Raw genomic sequence first — 16,296 nt, forward strand, 5'->3', positions numbered from 1 at the left:
TATTATATAAAGTTTATTACTACAGAACAAATCAAGAATACAATTAAAACTATATCAGCAAACCATTTTTTTTGAAAAAACTCTAAACCATTTGCTAATACAATTGAGGTAGGAAAAAAGATGAATAATAATTCGCTCCCTGTTTTATTATTGGTTAAAAGTATAATTGATGAAGAAATTATAAGTTGTATAACAATTAAGATCCAATTTTTTCTAAAGGTATTAAGTACAGCTAATACTTTCGGGGTTTTTAAAAAGATGGTAAATAGTGCAAAGCCCCCTATAAACACTATTGGAAATAAATAATTAGTATTTAAGTACAAATATATATCATAAGAAAAATTCCAATTAAAATGAGCATAAAATAAGGCTGTGTTTTCATACCAAAAACAATATGTAAAAAACAAAAAAACTACACTTCCAAATCCAATTATTGGAATTAATATAGTTTGGTATGTAAGATGTTGGTGTAAATAAATTGAAATGTATAATAATATCGCAAGTATTACTGTATAAGGCTCTATTAAAAAAGAAACGCCTAACCATAACCCTCCATCAAATAATTTATGAAACGTTTTTTTGGGAGATTGCAAGCTGTAAACTTTGCGTAAAAAAAGCAAAACAGTTAAGGATGCATAAAAAGTATTGTTGATATTTATGGTATTTGGAAAAAAACCAAGTAGTATTATAAAAAATAAAAAACCAAAAGAGTTGTCAAGTGTTAATTTATTCTTTGCAATAATAAAATTAAAAACAGCAAAAAGTACAATAAACCAAAGTAATTCTTTGAGAGTATTAAGAGATAATTCTTTAAAAAATAGACTTAAAGAAAAGTAAACTAAAAACAGTGCAAAGAGCACTATGAAATTAACAGGTTTAGATTTACCGAAAAAATTGGCTAACATGGTTTCTTTTTATACTTTTGCAAACGTAAAGATAATCAAGTTATGTTAGGATTAAATATTTTTAGATTAATTGGAGATTTTTTTGAATTTATATTACAACCATTTAAATGGTTGCGATTAGAAGTTGCAAAAGGAGACTTAGGATGGTGGACTTCAAACGCTGTTAACTGGTTATTTGTATTAGTCTTAATCGTATTATTTGCTTACTGGATGTGGCAATCAGCTACTTTCTTAAAAGAAGGAACTGAAGATAAAGCTTAATTTACAGAAATATTGGGAAGCAAAAATAAATTAAAACGTTTCAAAGAAAATGAAACGTTTGCTAATGTACTTCAACCAACAAGGGAAGAAGTAGTTGGGGATTTTTCTTTAAAAGGAAAATGGAATACTTTTTTTAAAAACGACAATCCTATTGTTTTAGAATTAGGGTGCGGTAAAGGAGAGTATACAATCGCGTTAGCTGAAAAAAATCCAAATAAAAATTTTATAGGTATAGATATTAAAGGTGCTCGCTTTTGGCGAGGAGCAAAAACTGCTATTGAAAATGATATGCAAAATGTTGCCTTTATTAGAACGCAAATAGAATTGGTGGATTATATTTTTGCGGAAAATGAAATAGATGAGATTTGGATTACTTTTCCAGATCCACAAATAAAATACCAACGTACAAAGCATAGAATGACAAATACTGCGTTCTTAAAGCGATATCATCATATCCTGAAAGAAGAAGGTATAATGAATCTAAAAACCGATAGTGAGTTCATGCACGGTTATACGTTAGGTTTAATACATGGTGAAGGTCACGAAATTATACATGCTAATCATAATGTGTATAAAAACGAAGGAGCACCAGAAGAAGTAACTTCTACTCAAACTTTTTATGAAAAACAATATCTAGAAGTTGGGAAACCAATTACTTATATTCGTTTCAAATTGAATTACTAATTTTATTTTGTAGTAAGGATTAATTATTACAAATTTGAGTTAAATCAATTAAGTTTTAACTGAAGCCCGTTTTTACGGGCTTTTTGTTTATAAAAATATATCAAATGTTTTTATAAGAACGTGAATCAAATTTGTCGTTTTAAAAAAGAATAATACTCTGTTATAACAATTTTCTAAGAGTTTATTAAGCATTACTATGTTATGGTGAGATAGGTATGTTTTTTATTACTTAATGATTTTTGAATTATGATTTTCTTTATTCTCTACAAAGATGTTCTTAATTCCATTTTTCACAGTTGTACATTCATTTTCTATAATAGTACAATATTGTGGTCCATATATACTTTTTGTTTGGAATTACTACAGTATTTAGGGTTTCATTTCTGAATAGCTATTTTTTTAATCCAAAAGATAGACATGGGATTTACTTTTTATCAAAGGGACTTTAATTTATTGATTGGAATAATTATGGAGTATTCGGAGTTTATTTGGTTATAAAATTATATTTTTAGTCTATGGAAAAAAAATCTGATAATTTTTTCGAAAGAGTTTACGAAATAGCAAGACTAATACCATACGGGAGAGTAACTAGTTACGGTGCAATAGCAACGTATTTAGGAGCTGCTCGGTCTGCACGAATGGTAGGTTGGGCAATGAATAATTCTAGTGCTAAAGAAGTTCCTGCACACAGAGTTGTTAATCGTGTAGGCTTACTTACTGGAAAGCAACATTTTGAAGGAACAAATTTAATGCAGCAATTATTAGAAAGTGAAGGAATAATTGTTGTTGAAAATAAGATTCAAAACTTCGAAACTGTTTTTTGGAATCCAACTAAAGAATTACAATAGCTTACACTTATCCCTTTATAAATTTTCATAATCTAAACACTTTATTTTCTGCGCCCTAAAACGTATCTTTGTATCTTACAATTAATTTAATTAAACACTCTAATGAGTTTTAAAAAACAAGATATATACAAGGCGTTAGAAACTATTACTGCACCAGGAGAAGGTAAAAGTTTAGTTGAAAACGAAAACATAAAAAATGTTGTTACTTTCGGAGAAGAAGTAATCGTTGATGTAACTATCTCAAACCCTACTTTACAAGCAAAAAAGAAAGTAGAAGTTGAAATAGCAAAAGCGATTCACCAACACGTTGATGAAAAAATTGATGTAAAAGTGAATGTGAAGGTAGAGGTTAAGGAGAAGGAAAATTCAAATGAAATAAAAGGGAAAAAGATTCCTAATATTCAAAATATTATAGCAATCGCTTCAGGAAAAGGAGGAGTAGGAAAATCTACAATAACCTCTAATATGGCAGTTTCTTTAGCTAAAATGGGATTTAAAGTAGGTGTTTTAGATGCCGATGTTTACGGGCCATCTCAACATTTGATGTTTGACGTAGAAAAAGAAAAACCATTAGCTGTAAAGGTAGACGGGCGTTCTAAAATGAAACCTGTTGAAAATTACGGAGTTAAATTATTGTCTTTAGGTTTTTTTACAGATCCAAACCAAGCTGTAATTTGGCGTGGACCAATGGCTTCTAAAGCATTAAATCAATTAATTTTTGATGCAGATTGGGGAGAGCTAGATTTCTTATTAATTGATTTACCTCCAGGAACAGGAGATATACACTTATCAATAGTACAAGCAGTTCCTATTAGTGGAGCAGTTGTTGTAAGTACACCACAAAACATTGCGCTAGCAGATGCTAAAAAAGGAGTAGCAATGTTTAAACAAGAAAGTATTAACGTACCTGTATTAGGTATTGTAGAAAACATGGCGTACTTTACTCCTGAAGAATTACCAAACAATAAATACTATATTTTTGGTAAAGGAGGAGCTAAGAATTTAGCAGAAGATATCGATACAAGTTTTTTAGGTGAAATACCATTAGTACAAAGTATTCGTGAAGCAGGAGATGTAGGACATCCAGTAGCTTTACAAGAAAATACACCTTTAGAAGAAGCGTTTAAAGATGTAACTAAAGAAATGGTTTCACAGTTATTAAAAAGAAATGCAAATTTACCTGCAACCGAAGTAGTTCGTATTACTACAATGAGTGGTTGTAGTACTAAATAATTAAAGACTATGACAACAACAGAAGTAAAGAATAAAGTAGAAGAAGCATTAGAAGAAATCCGCCCTTTTTTAATTAGTGATGGAGGGAATATTAAACTATTATCTATTGAAGATAATACGGTAAAAGTTCAATTAGAAGGTGCTTGTAGTGGTTGTTCAGTAAATCAAATGACATTAAAAAATGGTGTTGAAGCGACTATAAAAAAATATGTTCCACATATAGAAGAAGTAATTAATATTGGATAACTGATAAAAATCAGTTTTTAAACAATATGAACTTATTATTTTTGGACGTTAGAGCACTTTATTTAAAACGATTGTAAAAAAAATAATTTATATAAGTCGCTCAATTATTAATGCATAATTTTCAAAAAAAGACCTCACAATTTTTATAAAATTGTGAGGTCTAAAAACATAAAAAATGATACAAACTGATATATTAATTATAGGGGCAGGACCAACAGGCTTGTTTACTGTATTTGAAGCAGGATTATTAAAGTTACGTTGCCATTTAATTGATGCTTTACCACAACAAGGAGGGCAATGTTCAGAAATATATCCTAAAAAACCTATTTACGACATACCAGCTTATCCAGAAATATTGGCAGGAGATTTAACTGATAAATTAATGGAACAAATTAAACAATTTGAACCTGGATTTACCTTAGGAGAGCGTGCTGATACTATCGAAAAGCAAGAAGATGGTAGTTTTATTGTTACGACTAACAAAGGAACAAAACACCAAGCTCCTGTGGTAGCAATTGCTGGAGGTTTAGGGAGTTTTGAACCACGTAAACCACCAATTCCTGGTATTGCAGATTATGAAGATAAGGGAGTTGAGTACATGATAAAAGAACCAGAATTATATCGAGATAAAGATGTGGTTATTGCTGGAGGAGGTGACTCGGCTTTAGATTGGTCTATTTTCTTAACAGATGTTGCTAAATCGGTAACTTTAGTGCACCGTAGAAATGAATTTAGAGGAGCGTTAGATTCTGTAGATAAAGTTCAAGAATTAAAAGATGCAGGTAAAATTAATTTAATTACACCTGCTGAGGTTAAAGGAATTGTTGGAGACAATAAAGTTGAAGGTGTTTTAATAGAACAAAAAGATAAAGAGGCGTTTACTTTAAAGTGTGATCACCTTATTCCTCTTTTTGGTCTGTCACCAAAATTAGGACCTATTGGTAATTGGGGATTAGAGATAGAGAAAAATGCTATTAAAGTAAATAATGCTTTAGATTATCAAACGAACATTCCTGGAATTTATGCTATTGGAGATGTAAATACATATCCTGGAAAGTTAAAGTTAATTTTATGCGGATTCCACGAAGCTACTTTAATGTGTCAAAGTGCATTTCAACGAATTTATCCAGATAAAAAATACGTAATGAAATACACAACTGTTGGAGGTGTAGATGGTTTTGACGGAACTAGAAAGGAAGCTCCGAAAGCTGTTGTTAAAAAGATAGAGTAAAATATGAGTTTATCAAGTAGTATAACTTGTTGTTTTGGACCATGTCCCGAACCTGTTTTATCAGGATTTGATTTGCTTATTTTCGGTTTAGGTTCATTTGTATTGGTTTCTATTTTAAGTTTGTGTTACAGTAGAATTCCTAAAAATAGTTACTCAACGAATGATTTAGAAAGATCTATTTATCAATCAAAAGATATCCTTTTACAAGGGTACAAAGTTCAAGTAGAATATGTACCTACAGCACAAACGACTTCCGTTTGGGTAAAAACTATTGTTTATATTTTAGTTTTATTAGTGGCTATTACTCCTTTATTTGAGCTTTTTGGAATGCAAAATATATATTAATTATTGAATAATGGATAATCAAGATATAACCATAAAAATTACAGATCGAGATGGCGTAACACACGAAGTTGTTGCGCCAACTGATATGGCTATGAATTTAATGGAAGTTGTTCGTTCGTACGAATTAGCGCCTGAGGGAACTATTGGTATTTGTGGAGGAATGGCAATGTGTGCCTCTTGTCAATGTTACGTGAAATCTGATCACGAGTTACCAGAAATGACCGATGATGAAGATGCTATGCTGGCAGAGGCGTTTGACGTGCAAGATAATAGCCGATTGGGCTGCCAATTACAAATGAAACCAGAAATGGATGGATTAGAGGTTGAATTAGCTCCTGAAAGTTAAAAAAATAAATTATGTCTGTAGCCTATGCTCCTGAAGAAATAGTAAAAGAAACACTAAATGCAAGTGTGAAAAAAGTTAAAAAGCCATTTTTGACTAGTTTCTTATTAGGTATTTTAGCAGGCGCATTTATTGGTTTTGGAGCTTTGTTTTATACAATAGTAAAATCAGATCCTACTTATAGTTTTGCAACAAAACAAATTTTTGGTGGCTTTGTGTTTTCGCTAGGACTAATATTGGTTGTTGTGGCAGGAGCTGAACTTTTTACAGGTAATAACCTAATTGCTATTGCTTGGGCAGAAGGAAAAGTTTCCTACAAACAAATGATTAGAAACTGGGGTATTATTTTTATTAGTAATATGCTAGGCGCAGTTAGTTTAGCGATTATGGTTTATTTTTCTGGGCATTTAGATATGAACAATGGAGAAATAGCTAAAATGTATATAAAAATGGCTGATGCTAAATGTGCATTACCCTTCTTTACCGCTTTTTTTAGAGGGCTTTTATGTAATATTTTGGTCTGTTTAGGTGTTTGGATGGCTATGGGAGGAAAAACGCTAACAGATAAAGTTTTAGTAATTGTTTTTCCAATTACACTTTTTGTTGCAGCTGGTTTTGAACATAGTATAGCAAATTTATTTATAATACCACTTGGGTTAATGCTTCAAGAATTTTCAACGATTGAGGTTAGTACTACTGCTTTAAGTGTATCAGGAATGATTTCTAATATAATTCCAGTTTTACTTGGTAACATTATTGGAGGTAGCGTTTTAGTAGGCTTAATGTATCATTTCATTTTTTTAAGAAATAAAATAAAATAATAGTTCTTTCTCAATTCATTTTAATCGCTTAGTTGATTTTATTATTCCGGTCTAAATCTAAGCCATAAAGCAATCCTTTATATGCTATTTTAGTTTTGTGTAATGACAACTAGGCTATCTTGATGTAACCAGAAAAGAAGCAAAGCCGTTGTTAAGAGGATAGCATTATAGAGTATGAATTAGTTGAATTAGCTCTAGAGAGCTAATTCAACTAATTCAGGTGAAACCTTTTTATATTCTTCTTGTAAAATGGCTAGCCAGTTTTTAAGACGGTCAGTAGTTAACTCAGGTTCATTGTCTTCATCAAGCGCTAAACCATAAAATAGATTTTCATCTACTATTTCAGCTTTAGATTCTGTATAATCATAACCACTAGTAGACCATTTCCCTACGATTTTTCCACCATTTTCTAGTACTACTTCAGCAAGCATACCTACACCATCGATAAAATATTCTCCGTAACCATATTGATCACCTAAACCAAAAATAGCAACTGTTTTGTTTGTGAAATCTATAGTTTTAAATTCATCAAAATAACTTTCCCAATCACTTTGTAAGTCACCATCATACCAGGTTGATAACCCTAAGATTAAAAAATCAAATCTTTGAAAATCTGAAGACTCCACATTAGTAACTTCTATAACTTCAACCTCACTTGTATTCCACTCATCAACAATACTATGAGTAACCTCTTCTGTCATGCCGGTATCTGAACCGTAAATTAAACCTATTTTGTTGTCCATATTTATTGTTTTAATATAATTAAAGTGTATTCTCTATTTACATAATCCCCTATTTTACTCTCTATACTTTCAGATTTATGTATTGTATTGACAATTTTAAGTGTATTACTTGTTAATAATGAATCTATATCATCATTCGTATACAAGTTAAATTTCGTGTTTACAAAAGGAAGTGTTTGCATAAAATCTTTTTTAGCAAAAGTAATAATACAGATTCCTTCTTTTTTTAATACTCTTGATATTTCAGCTAAAAAAGCTGTAGGGTTTTTCCAAAAATACAGTGTATTTACAGTAAAAACTTTATCTACAGAATTGTTTTCAAAAGGGAGTTTTTCTCCATCATATAACTCAAAAGATATGTTCTTCGAATTTTGTTGTTTATTGAGTTGTAATAATGCTTCTTGCTGCATTGTTTTAGAAATTTCTAAACCAATGTAGTTAATGTTGTTTGCTTTATTTATGACGTACTCTAAGTGCCCACAATTTCCATGACCAATTTCTAAAATAACATCATTATTAGAAATGTTTAAAGCATCAATAGAAGCCTTAGTCATACTAATGTTAGTTAAATTCATAGAAGTTGCTATTTCTATTCCTTTAGTACCAGTAGGGCAACTTAATTGAGTTTCAATTTCTTTTAAATGTGCTGTTGTAAGTTCTTTTTTCATGAGGTTAAAGGGGGATTAAGCAGTTTCTTTTCTCCAAATATTAATATTTTTAATCAAGAAGACATTTGCTATTACAAGTAGTAATAATATTAAAATTTCAGAAATATTTGATGCTTCATATATTACAGCAGTAATAATATGATACACATTAAATAATCCTAAAATAATAGCCCAAACAAATGATGTTAGTATGAACCATTTTTTAGAAACCTCAAGGGTTAATAAACCAAAAGTTAGCGCCAGACCTTCCATTAAAATACGCCATTGATGTGCCCAAAAAGGTGTTTCTCCTGTTGAGCCTTCTATAAGAACAGATTCGTTAAAAAATACTGTTGCTAGGCCATATATGTGATGAAAAATAAATCCGATGGCGATAAATATCCATAAAAGTGAAATTTTTGTTCTCATTGGTATCGTGTTTTTTGTGTTGTTTATTTTTGAAACGTTATTGTTTAAATTTTCTTTTAAAGCAGTTAAATTCTTGTAATCTATTGGTGCTTTACTAAAAGCACTTTGGTTTTTAATGGTAGGTTTTGTTTTAATGTAAAAAAGTAATGAAAATGATGCAATACCAATCCATAACAAATCAATAAAGAGAATTTCATATTGTTGATTAAGGTAGGTAGTCCAAATCCAATTACCAGAAACTACACCATTACTAAAAGGAATTAGAAAACCGAAAATAGCACCAAGTAATAATGATGCTTTATTGGTGTAATAATTATCTCTTTTAAACCTGAAGTATAAAATAAATAGTAACCATGTAATAAAGTAAAAGTAGTAGATAATGGTTTGTTTATTTATAAAGTAACCGTTGGCAAATTTTACAAATAAAAATGCCAAAGCGGTTACTGGCAGCATTGATAAACAAATAGAAAGATAAATATGTCCAACTTTGGCAGTATATAACCGTTGACGCAAGGTCATGCTTTTTTTGTTACGTGATTCAATCCAAATAAGAACACCTGTAATTATTACAAAACATGTAATTAAAGATAAAATTAGGTATATAATTTTCATAAAAGTACCACCATAATCACCAAAATGTAAACGGGTTAAAAGCCGTTGTGTATCTTCATTATAATTTAAAGTATATGGATCTTTTATAGCCGCTACTTTATTAGAATAAACATCATAAACCATTCGTCCTAAACCAACAAAACGTTTATGATCTTCTAACTCTCCAGTAATTACGTATTTCATGTTAACACCACCGTAGTTTTTTATATTTGCTTTGGTGACATGAAAGTTATCCCACTCGTTTTGGGTTTTTTTCACAAATGAATTAAAACTGGGAATTTTTTCATTTGATGTAGCCACCCATTCATAACTCTTACGGGCAGGACGTAAATCTTCTAATAATTTGGTTTGATTACCGTTGTATAAAAAATTTGCGGGAAGCAATACTAATACACTAAGAGCAAAATAAGCCCCAGTAACTGCAAAAATAAATTGAAAAGGTAGCCCTATAATACCAAGTGCAGTATGAGCATTTGTCCATACTTTTTGTAAAACTGTTTTCGGATTAAAAGCATAAAATTTTGGAATAATTTTTTTCCAATGAACAATAACACCTGTAACGATTGCAAATAGGAAAAAGAAAGAGACGAGCCCTGCTAAATAAACACCTATGACAGGAAATTGTTGAAAAAAGTGCAGGCGAAATAAAAACTCTCCTAAACTATATTGTTCTATATAGGATTTTGTTTTTGTAGAGTTTATATCGGCATAAAAGTAATTTGCAGTTTTTCCTTTTTCTGTAGCTAAGGTATCTTTACTTGCGGTCATATTTATAAATATACGATCGCTTTTTTCTTCAAATGTTATTCGTAAATCTCTACCTGTTAATTCATGTTTTTCGTCTAAAGATGATAAGATTTTGTCGTAATTTATATCTTTTCTTTCGGTATGACTAATTGATTTGCCTTCTTCCCAAAATTGAATTTCTTGCTTAAATAACGAGAAAGCACCTGCAAAGAAAATTATATATAAGGCTACGCTAATAACAATTCCACTAACAGTATGTGTATTAAAAAATATATTGTAATTTTTCTTACTCATTATATAAATGGATTATTTTGATTTCCGAAATAATATGCTGTGTATAATAGCAAAGTAATAAGTAAATATAACGCCCAAACTTTCCATCCATTTTTAAATAGATATGGTATGATTAATAATACACACCAAAGTATAAAAAGAGTAAAAATAGACGAGATTATAATTTCCTTATGTATTGGGAGCCATAATGCCAATACCATGTGAAATAAAGCACTTATGATGTAGCCACCAAGAATACCAGCTGAAATTTTAGCAAATTGCTGCCAAGGAGATTTTGTTAGATATTTTGTATTTGCAGGCATATTTATAGTATTAATAATTCTAATAGAAGACTTATTATAAAAAAGAGTATTACAATCTTATAATTAATTACATTTAAAGGATTAAAAAGAATAATTAAGCTCAGTGTTATTGATAAAAAAAATAAGTTTATAAGTATACCTGTAGTTATGCCATGTAATAGCGTACTTGTAAAAAAAGATAGTACAATTATTAAAAGACCAACTATTTTAATTTTTTTGATGTTTTTTTGCATCAATTTTTCTACAATACCGTTATTAAGTATTGCCTCCTTAGAGGTGTTTAATAGCAGGAAAACGCTTATAAAATTTAGGAGTATTATAACTGTATTCATCTTTATTTATTAACCTAGTTTTTTTAAAATAGCATAACTCAAGGCTTTACAACATTGAGTTATGCGGGTATTCAACAAACTAACAATTCAAATTACAATAGGAACAAAATTTATAAGATTAAAACTTATAAGTAAGCGTTCCTAAGAATGCTCTCGGAGCTTGTATGTTTACAGTACTCCATCCTTTATAATATTCTTTATCTGTTAAATTGTTTCCTTTTACACTAATTCTAAATTTATCAACTTCATAATAAACTGAAGCATTAAAAATTGAGTATGCTGGTAAGATAAAGTCACCAGCTGATGGGTAACCAACCATAGTGTTATAATCACTAGCACCGTTAACACCAAAACCTAAACCGAAGTTTTTAGCAATTCCATCTTGAAATTTATAATCTGCCCAAAAGTTATAAGATGTTTCTGGACCAGCCTCTGCTAAACGTTTTCCTATTAAATGTGGACTTGAAACAGACTTTGTTACTTTGGCATTATTATAACTAAAACCTCCTCTTAAATTTAAACCATTTATAGGATTGGCATTTAGTTCTAATTCGGTTCCTATACTATTAACAGTACCATCCTGTTGTTTATTTGCTCCGAATCCCATTACTTTATTTCTTACAGTAATATCGTAGTAGCTTAAAGAAACTTCAAATTTATTATTAAATAAATTTGTTTTTACACCAAACTCTATTTGATTTGCTTGTTCCAAATCATATGATTGTATTTTAGTTTGACCTGTTGGGTTTGCAATGTCAACAGGTACTCTTTCTGGATTTACGTAAGAAAAACCGTTTTGAAAGTTAGCAAACATTGACACTTTGTTTAGGATAGGTTGATAAACAACCCCAAATTTAGGCGATAATGTTGATTTTGTATATGCTTTATCATCATCAGAAATGTCGTTTGCATCACCTTTATATTGAAATCTATCATAACGAACACCAGCCATAACAGATAATTCAGGTAAAATATTTATTACATCAGAAACATATCCACTAAAAATATTTTGATTAAGATCAGAATTTGTTCTTGGTGAATTTGCTAAAACTGTTTCTAAATTTGCACGATTGGTAGGTAAATTTGCAAAACCAAAATTTGCAGGTACAGGTATAAGTTGACCTTGTGGATTTGTAACGTTAATTCTGCTAAAGCCAGAACCATTGTCTTGGATTTGTAATTTTAAATAATCTACACCAACAACAATTCTGTTTCTCATAGTACCTAATTTAAAATCTCCTGTGAAGTTCTGTTGTATATCTAAAGTATTGGTTTCTGCGTCTGTTTTTTGAGCAAATAAACCAAATAAATTATCTTGAAGATTGTATAAATAAGTATAATGACCTTTTGATTTTGTATTACCTCCAGCAATTATTGTTTGAGATGACCAATTATCAGAAATTTTATAAGCAATTTCACCTCTATAATTTTGAGTAGGATTTTTAATTGAAATATCGTTATTTGTTAACGATTTACTTGTGTCATAATTTAATTCATCTAAATTATTAAAAGTTAATGGAGCTCTATTTAAAAACAAGAAAGGTTGATTTGTTTGATCAGTAGATGATAACTCGTAATTAAAGTTTAATGTTAACCTGTTGTTTATTTTATAAGAAATAGATGGAGCTAAGAATAAAGATTTTCTAAAACCAGCATCCTGAAAGCTATCTTGTGTTTGATATCCTGCATTAAAACGTAAAGATATATCTTCATTATCTTCAAGATTGGTGTTAACATCTACCGTTAATTTTTTATAACCAAAAGAACCACCAGCAACAGTAATGTTTCCACCAGTACCTTTGTAAGGTTTTTTAGTAACAATATTAATTAAACCACCATAAGAAGTTACTGTACTACCAAATAAAGTTGCTGAAGGACCTTTAATAACTTCAATTCTTTCTACATTATCAGGATTAACAAAACCGTTTGTAATTCCAGGAACTCCATTTACTAATTGAGGTTGAATAGAGAATCCACGAATTGAATAATAACCAGCTCCATCACCACTTCTTCCTGTTGATGCCCATAATTGTTCAACACCTGTTGTGTTTTTTAAAGCCTCCTCAAAACTAACTACAGATTGTGAGATTAATAATTGATTTGTAACTGTGCTATATACCTGAGCATTTTCAATATTCTTTAAAGGTAGTTTTGCTACATAAGCAGATTTTTTTCTAGAAAATTTGTTTTTTCTATTCGTATCAACTATTATCTCATTTAATAACTCATTTCCTTCGTAAAGTGTAATTGCAAGGTTATTTTCATTGGGAGTTATAGTAATCGCTTTTGTTTTAAAACCAACGTATGATATAATTAAAGTTTGGTCATTTTTAAGATTGTTTTTAATAGCAAAACGACCATTAAGGTCAGTTTGTGCTCCTTTATCTGTGCCTTTAATAAGTACATTAACACCAATTAATGGTTTATCACTATTATCAGTTACGATACCATTAATGGATTTTTCTTGAGCTATTGAATTTGCAGCTATTATGGATAATAAAATAGCTATTATTACTTTTCTCATTTGTTTTATTTAGATTTAATAATTTTAAATGACAAAAGTATTTACTTGTTGCTAATTTTCAAAACTTATTTAGATTAATTTTAAATAAAATTTAAAATTATTTCAATTATAAAAAGTCTGATTTTTTAATATTATGTTTTCAGACGAAGTTATATGTGTGTAATATTTAATAAATAGTTGATTGTATTGGTTTTAATGTATTTATATTGATGTTTAAGTGTTTTATTTTTATTTATAAAGTCTTTTTAATTTCATTTTTTCATTTCTTTAAAAAAAAGAGAGAACAGAACTAACTAAGAAGAATATTATTCTATTTTTGTTGTTATATTTATTGAATCTAAATAAGATTAATTTAAAATGAAATGTATAATAATATTCTTACTGTTTTTTTTGCAAATAGTAACATTAAACGCTCAAAACGATAGAATTTCAGGGTGTGTTTATAATGAATTTAAAGAACCGTTAGAGAATGCACATGTAACTATTTTAGATCAAAACAAAACTATTGCTGCTGGAGGTAAAGGTTGTTTTGAATTATCATTTTCTAATTTAAATAGTTTTACATTAAAAATACAGTATATAGGTTATAAGCCTTTTTATAAAAAATTCACAAAAGTTTCTAAAAAGACAAACCTCTCTTTTTATTTAAAAGAGAATGAAAGTGCTTTGGATGAAATTATAATTCAAGGGAAATCTAAAGCAGAAAAAATAAGAGATAAAGCATATGCAGTAAATGTTATAGAAACGGAAGTGTTTAAAAACACGGCAACAAATATAAGTCAGGTTTTAAATAGAGTACCTGGTATTGTTATTAGAGAAGAAGGAGGTTTGGGTTCTGATTTTAACCTTTCCTTAAATGGGCTTTCTGGAAAGCAGATAAAAACATTTATAGATGGTATTCCGATGAGTTATTTTGGGCGATCATTAACTTTAAATAATTTTCCGTCTAATATTATAGAATCTATAGAGATTTATAAAGGAGTAGTGCCTATTTATTTGTCTTCAGATGCCTTAGGAGGCGCTATTAATATCCGCACAAAAAAACTAACAAATAATTATTTAGATGCGTCATACTCAATAGAATCATTTAATACACATAAAGCTTCCTTAAATACCCAATATTATGATAAAAATAGTGGGTTTACAGCACGGTTAAAATCATTTTACAACTATTCTGATAATGACTATGAAATAGATATTATTGTGCCAGGAAAAGGAGGTAAAATAACAGATGAAACAACTAAAGTAAAAAGATTTCACAATGCATATACATCAAAAATGGGGCAACTAGAAGTAGGGGTTACAAATAAAAAATATGCAGACGAATTATTGGTAGGTATTTTGTTTTCTGATAATTATAAAGAAATACAACATGCAAGTCTTCCAAGTAAAATTATTAACCCTTTTGGGGAAGTATTTGAAAAAAATAAAAGCAGAATTAGTACTTTAAAATATGCTAAAAAAAATATTTTTAAAAACTTTGATGTTCGTTCTTTTTTAGCAGTTATTGATAATGAGCGTAGATATGAAGATAGAAGTAATCATAGGTATGGCTGGAATGGAGAAATAGAATATGATGCGCATTTAGCAACGGGAGAACAAGGTAGAAAAACAGCGTTAACACTAAGTCAGGAGAATATATTATTAAATTTTAATTTACAATACCAGCTTCCAAAAGAACAAATTATTGCTGTGAATTTTTCTACAGATTATTTTAAAATGGAAGGTAATGATCCTTTGCATCCTAGAAATAACACGCAGTTTGGAACTCCTAGTACGGTTAATAAAAAAGTAGCGGGATTATCATATTCATTTAATCTTTTTGATAAAAAAATAAAAGGGATTTTATTCGGGAAAAGATACAATTACAATATCAACTCTCTAGTTACTAATTTTTCAGGAAGCTTAAAAGAAGACAAAAATATAACATCTAATTTTACAGGTTATGGAGGTGCGTTAACTTATTTATTTACAAAAAACACACAAATAAAAACTTCTTTTGAAAACGCAATTCGCTTTCCCGAAAACTCAGAAATTTTAGGAAACGGAATGGCTATTTTAACAAATATTAATTTAAAGCCAGAAACGAGTACCAATATTAACCTTGGTTTTAGAACAAAGCAATATTTAGGGGATAAACATAAAATTCATTTTGAAACCAATACCTTTTTAAGAAGCTCTAAAAACTTTATTTATTTACGTCCAGAATTAATTTTTCAAGTAAATGATAATTTAAAAAAAGTAGTAACTAAAGGTATTGAGGGTGAACTTGAATATACATTCAATGATTCATATAGTATTGGTGTAAGCGCAACATACTTAGATATTAGGGATAAAAATAAATTTGCAGGGAATACAACACGATCTAATCTATTTTTAGATGCTAGAATACCAAATACGCCTTATTTATTCGGAAACATAAAATTAAACTACAATACTAAAAATGTATTTAGCAAGGGGGATCGATTTTCTGTAACCTCATTTCAAAATTATGTGCATGGTTATTCGCTGTTTTTTGCGAAAATAGGAAGTGAAGATCAAAAATTAATAAAAAACCAATTAGCACAAAATATTGAAGCTGTTTATTCCTTTAAAAAAGGAACCTATAATATTTCCGTTGCAGCAAATAATATTTTTAATGCAAATATTACCGATAATTATAACCTTCAAAAACCTGGAAGAAATTTCAGTTTAAAGTTAAGATACTACTTATCAAAATAAATATAAACACAATTAATAAATAAAAGGA

Annotated in this window: 16 protein-coding genes; 10 read left to right on the top strand and 6 right to left on the bottom strand. The window is 29.3% G+C overall.

What is annotated here, in order from left to right; all coding sequences use genetic code 11:
* Nucleotides 1-2: 2 nt before the first annotated feature.
* Nucleotides 3-905, bottom strand: a complete 903-nt coding sequence (locus tag H518_RS0115165) for a DUF6427 family protein (RefSeq protein WP_028889855.1) — start codon at nucleotides 903-905, stop codon at nucleotides 3-5.
* A gap of 42 nt (nucleotides 906-947) precedes the next feature.
* Between H518_RS0115165 and H518_RS0115170 the strand changes: the two genes are divergently transcribed.
* The 9 genes from H518_RS0115170 to H518_RS0115210 all read left to right on the top strand — a co-directional run bounded on the left by H518_RS0115170 (nucleotide 948) and on the right by H518_RS0115210 (nucleotide 6,917).
* On the top strand, nucleotides 948-1,166 hold the full coding sequence (locus H518_RS0115170) for a DUF6341 family protein (protein WP_028889856.1): 219 nt from the start codon (nucleotides 948-950) through the stop codon (nucleotides 1,164-1,166).
* A gap of 12 nt (nucleotides 1,167-1,178) precedes the next feature.
* Complete coding sequence (gene trmB, locus H518_RS0115175) at nucleotides 1,179-1,850, top strand: tRNA (guanosine(46)-N7)-methyltransferase TrmB (protein ID WP_028889857.1); 672 nt, start codon at nucleotides 1,179-1,181, stop codon at nucleotides 1,848-1,850.
* Between the two features lie 515 nt (nucleotides 1,851-2,365).
* Entirely contained in the window at nucleotides 2,366-2,698 is a 333-nt protein-coding gene (locus tag H518_RS0115180) for an MGMT family protein (protein ID WP_028889858.1), read from the top strand.
* Between the two features lie 102 nt (nucleotides 2,699-2,800).
* The gene (locus H518_RS0115185; RefSeq protein WP_028889859.1) at nucleotides 2,801-3,931 is read left to right on the top strand and encodes an Mrp/NBP35 family ATP-binding protein; all 1,131 of its coding nucleotides are present in this window, start codon (nucleotides 2,801-2,803) and stop codon (nucleotides 3,929-3,931) included.
* A gap of 9 nt (nucleotides 3,932-3,940) precedes the next feature.
* Nucleotides 3,941-4,177, top strand: coding sequence for a NifU family protein (locus tag H518_RS0115190; protein ID WP_028889860.1), 237 nt, complete (start codon nucleotides 3,941-3,943; stop codon nucleotides 4,175-4,177).
* 175 nt (nucleotides 4,178-4,352) lie between these two features.
* Nucleotides 4,353-5,408 (top strand): NAD(P)/FAD-dependent oxidoreductase, encoded by a 1,056-nt coding sequence (locus tag H518_RS0115195; RefSeq protein ID WP_028889861.1) that lies wholly within the window; start codon nucleotides 4,353-4,355, stop codon nucleotides 5,406-5,408.
* A gap of 3 nt (nucleotides 5,409-5,411) precedes the next feature.
* Nucleotides 5,412-5,753 (top strand): hypothetical protein, encoded by a 342-nt coding sequence (locus H518_RS0115200; RefSeq protein WP_028889862.1) that lies wholly within the window; start codon nucleotides 5,412-5,414, stop codon nucleotides 5,751-5,753.
* 10 nt (nucleotides 5,754-5,763) lie between these two features.
* On the top strand, nucleotides 5,764-6,099 hold the full coding sequence (locus H518_RS0115205) for a 2Fe-2S iron-sulfur cluster-binding family protein (protein ID WP_028889863.1): 336 nt from the start codon (nucleotides 5,764-5,766) through the stop codon (nucleotides 6,097-6,099).
* Between the two features lie 11 nt (nucleotides 6,100-6,110).
* Entirely contained in the window at nucleotides 6,111-6,917 is an 807-nt protein-coding gene (locus H518_RS0115210; RefSeq protein ID WP_028889864.1) for a formate/nitrite transporter family protein, read from the top strand.
* Nucleotides 6,918-7,111: 194 nt separating this feature from the next.
* Here H518_RS0115210 and H518_RS0115215 read toward each other — a convergent pair whose 3' ends face one another.
* The 5 genes from H518_RS0115215 to H518_RS0115240 all read right to left on the bottom strand — a co-directional run bounded on the left by H518_RS0115215 (nucleotide 7,112) and on the right by H518_RS0115240 (nucleotide 13,547).
* Nucleotides 7,112-7,660: a flavodoxin gene (locus H518_RS0115215; protein WP_043707105.1), complete on the bottom strand. Its 549-nt coding sequence runs from the start codon at nucleotides 7,658-7,660 to the stop codon at nucleotides 7,112-7,114.
* A gap of 2 nt (nucleotides 7,661-7,662) precedes the next feature.
* Nucleotides 7,663-8,328: a class I SAM-dependent methyltransferase gene (locus tag H518_RS0115220; RefSeq protein WP_028889866.1), complete on the bottom strand. Its 666-nt coding sequence runs from the start codon at nucleotides 8,326-8,328 to the stop codon at nucleotides 7,663-7,665.
* A 15-nt stretch (nucleotides 8,329-8,343) separates the two neighbouring features.
* Nucleotides 8,344-10,389, bottom strand: coding sequence for a PepSY-associated TM helix domain-containing protein (locus tag H518_RS0115225; protein ID WP_028889867.1), 2,046 nt, complete (start codon nucleotides 10,387-10,389; stop codon nucleotides 8,344-8,346).
* Nucleotides 10,389-10,691: a hypothetical protein gene (locus H518_RS0115230; RefSeq protein ID WP_028889868.1), complete on the bottom strand. Its 303-nt coding sequence runs from the start codon at nucleotides 10,689-10,691 to the stop codon at nucleotides 10,389-10,391. The genes H518_RS0115225 and H518_RS0115230 overlap by 1 nt, the downstream gene beginning before the upstream one ends.
* Nucleotides 10,692-11,141: 450 nt before the next feature.
* Nucleotides 11,142-13,547, bottom strand: coding sequence for a TonB-dependent receptor (locus H518_RS0115240; protein ID WP_028889870.1), 2,406 nt, complete (start codon nucleotides 13,545-13,547; stop codon nucleotides 11,142-11,144).
* 390 nt (nucleotides 13,548-13,937) lie between these two features.
* Between H518_RS0115240 and H518_RS0115245 the strand changes: the two genes are divergently transcribed.
* Nucleotides 13,938-16,268, top strand: coding sequence for a TonB-dependent receptor (locus tag H518_RS0115245; protein ID WP_028889871.1), 2,331 nt, complete (start codon nucleotides 13,938-13,940; stop codon nucleotides 16,266-16,268).
* Nucleotides 16,269-16,296: the final 28 nt, after the last annotated feature.

Origin of the sequence: Tenacibaculum ovolyticum DSM 18103, from assembly GCF_000430545.1 — a bacterium.
Classification (GTDB): Bacteria; Bacteroidota; Bacteroidia; order Flavobacteriales; family Flavobacteriaceae; genus Polaribacter; species Polaribacter ovolyticus.

What these genes read in the sequence shown, in the direction of transcription:
- H518_RS0115165 (WP_028889855.1), bottom strand. Translation starts at nt 905, where the DNA reads ATGTTAGCCAATTTTTTCGGTAAATCTAAACCTGTTAATTTCATAGTG.
- H518_RS0115170 (WP_028889856.1), top strand. Translation starts at nt 948, where the DNA reads ATGTTAGGATTAAATATTTTTAGATTAATTGGAGATTTTTTTGAATTT.
- H518_RS0115180 (WP_028889858.1), top strand. Translation starts at nt 2,366, where the DNA reads ATGGAAAAAAAATCTGATAATTTTTTCGAAAGAGTTTACGAAATAGCA.
- H518_RS0115185 (WP_028889859.1), top strand. Translation starts at nt 2,801, where the DNA reads ATGAGTTTTAAAAAACAAGATATATACAAGGCGTTAGAAACTATTACT.
- H518_RS0115190 (WP_028889860.1), top strand. Translation starts at nt 3,941, where the DNA reads ATGACAACAACAGAAGTAAAGAATAAAGTAGAAGAAGCATTAGAAGAA.
- H518_RS0115195 (WP_028889861.1), top strand. Translation starts at nt 4,353, where the DNA reads ATGATACAAACTGATATATTAATTATAGGGGCAGGACCAACAGGCTTG.
- H518_RS0115200 (WP_028889862.1), top strand. Translation starts at nt 5,412, where the DNA reads ATGAGTTTATCAAGTAGTATAACTTGTTGTTTTGGACCATGTCCCGAA.
- H518_RS0115205 (WP_028889863.1), top strand. Translation starts at nt 5,764, where the DNA reads ATGGATAATCAAGATATAACCATAAAAATTACAGATCGAGATGGCGTA.
- H518_RS0115210 (WP_028889864.1), top strand. Translation starts at nt 6,111, where the DNA reads ATGTCTGTAGCCTATGCTCCTGAAGAAATAGTAAAAGAAACACTAAAT.
- H518_RS0115215 (WP_043707105.1), bottom strand. Translation starts at nt 7,660, where the DNA reads ATGGACAACAAAATAGGTTTAATTTACGGTTCAGATACCGGCATGACA.
- H518_RS0115220 (WP_028889866.1), bottom strand. Translation starts at nt 8,328, where the DNA reads ATGAAAAAAGAACTTACAACAGCACATTTAAAAGAAATTGAAACTCAA.
- H518_RS0115225 (WP_028889867.1), bottom strand. Translation starts at nt 10,389, where the DNA reads ATGAGTAAGAAAAATTACAATATATTTTTTAATACACATACTGTTAGT.
- H518_RS0115230 (WP_028889868.1), bottom strand. Translation starts at nt 10,691, where the DNA reads ATGCCTGCAAATACAAAATATCTAACAAAATCTCCTTGGCAGCAATTT.
- H518_RS0115240 (WP_028889870.1), bottom strand. Translation starts at nt 13,547, where the DNA reads ATGAGAAAAGTAATAATAGCTATTTTATTATCCATAATAGCTGCAAAT.